The organism is Leucothrix pacifica (assembly GCF_003172875.1).
GTDB lineage: Bacteria > Pseudomonadota > Gammaproteobacteria > Thiotrichales > Thiotrichaceae > Leucothrix > Leucothrix pacifica.
The window spans coordinates 7605-9400 of the sequence record NZ_QGKM01000063.1; the positions used below are offsets into that span (position 1 = coordinate 7605).

2 protein-coding genes are annotated in these 1796 nt (G+C 47.8%); one reads left to right on the top strand and one right to left on the bottom strand.

Features of this window, described 5'->3' with window-relative positions:
• A partial coding sequence (locus DKW60_RS17700; protein ID WP_181389769.1) for a glycosyltransferase occupies window positions 1-1105 on the top strand: 1105 nt, incomplete at its 5' end.
• A 73-nt stretch (window positions 1106-1178) separates the two neighbouring features.
• Here the strand turns inward: DKW60_RS17700 and DKW60_RS17705 are convergent.
• Window positions 1179-1796, bottom strand: a 618-nt coding sequence (locus DKW60_RS17705) for a hypothetical protein (RefSeq protein ID WP_219988815.1), incomplete at its 5' end; no start/stop codon positions are given.

The window sequence follows — 1796 nt, forward strand, 5'->3', positions numbered from 1 at the left end:
TTTGCTGTCGATTATTGATACCGACCAAGGCAAGGAGATGCTGGAAAGCACCACCAACCTTTGGGATGTAGTGAAACAAAATATAAAACTCTCCAAACAACTCAAGCCACTGCAAAAAGCACAGTTTCGGGAAACCTGGGAACTGGCCAAAGCGGTCAACCCTGATTGTATTGTTTATCACCCTAAAGCTGGCGCAGCGCCTCATATCGCGGAAAAGCTCGGTATTCCTTGTGTTCTAGGAACACCAATTCCCATGTTTGTACCCACCTCGGAACGTCCTTTTTTGGTACTGCCGGAGTGGAAATTGGGTGGCTGGTATAACCGACTGAGTTATAAAATTATCGCCTCACTCACCAAGTTGGCCTTGGGTGGTTATGTCAAAGACTTCCGCCGGCATATCGCTCTTGCACCACTGAAGAAATTCGACCTGCTGAAAACAGGCGATGGTGCGGATATCCCCGTACTTCATGCATATAGCGAGGCTGTGTTATTTCGCCCAACAGACTGGCCAGACACTGCGTATGTCACAGGCTATTGGTTTTTGGATGATGAATCGGATTGGACGCCGCCAGCAGACCTAGTCAACTTTCTGCAGGCAGGCGAGCCTCCGGTTTACATTGGCTTTGGCTCAATGGCTGGGCGACACCCACAGCAACTAGCAAAACTGGTGATAGAAGCGCTGGAGATCGCCGGAGTAAGAGGCATTATTGCAACCGGCTGGGGTGGATTGAATGCTGATAAGCTTCCGGATTTCATCTTTAAGATTGATAGCGCCCCACATGAATGGCTGTTTCCACGCATGGCGGCGGTGGTTCATCATGGTGGAGCGGGAACAACTGGTGCTGGCCTTAGAGCAGGTAAGCCCTCCGTGATTGTGCCATTTTTTGGTGACCAGCCATTCTGGGCAATAACGGTTGACTCATTAGGTGCGGGGCCAAAACCGGTGCCTAAAAAGAAACTGACTGCTGTGAAACTAGCTGCTGCAATTACCGAGGCTGTTACAAATGCTGAAATGCAAATTAAAGCGCAAGCAACCAAGACGAAGATTTCTCAAGAGGATGGCGTGGCTAATGCCGTTGCAATCATTGAGTCATTAACGCCCTGACTTGCTTAAGCTACTAAAAACTACTCATGCGGCAGATTATCTGGCTGCACATAAATAGTGATTCCGACTGCGATCAATCCAACAAACGTCCCATTCGCCAGTTTTTAAGTTCTGCTTTTGACATATTACGCAGTCCTTCAGCTTCTTTAGCCAGCAGTTTTTGACCAACCACAGCAGGCATTTTTGAGACTGAAAGCGCTTTTGCGATACCGGTTAGCTTACCGTCCTCAGCCACTGCTTTAGCCGCTAATCTCGTATTCTCTTTCTTACCCTTACCACTCCCCTTCTTAGGCGGCGAATTTTTAACAGGCTCTTCAATCACCGGATCAGTGATATCAGGTACGGGTGTGGATTTAATGGTTAACTCACCACCAAAGTAGTCTGTCATAACCGCATTATTGTAGGCAGTTAATCCCGTATTTCCGGTCTCATTAAGTGCCCAGCCTAACTCTTTATTGGTGTTAAACCACACGATAGATTTAATGGCAGGATAGCTCTCCTGAATTGATTGCATCATGTCAGCAGTCCAGGCTTCTTTGCTTTCCAGCGCATCAGAATCATCACCATCCTGACCCCAACTAAGATCCGGTTGATCTTGTGGTTCAGTCGAGCTGACTTCCGCCAGCATCATTGGCTTGTTGGGAACCGCTGTCACCATCTTTACGTATTGCTGACTGAATGTTTCATCAAA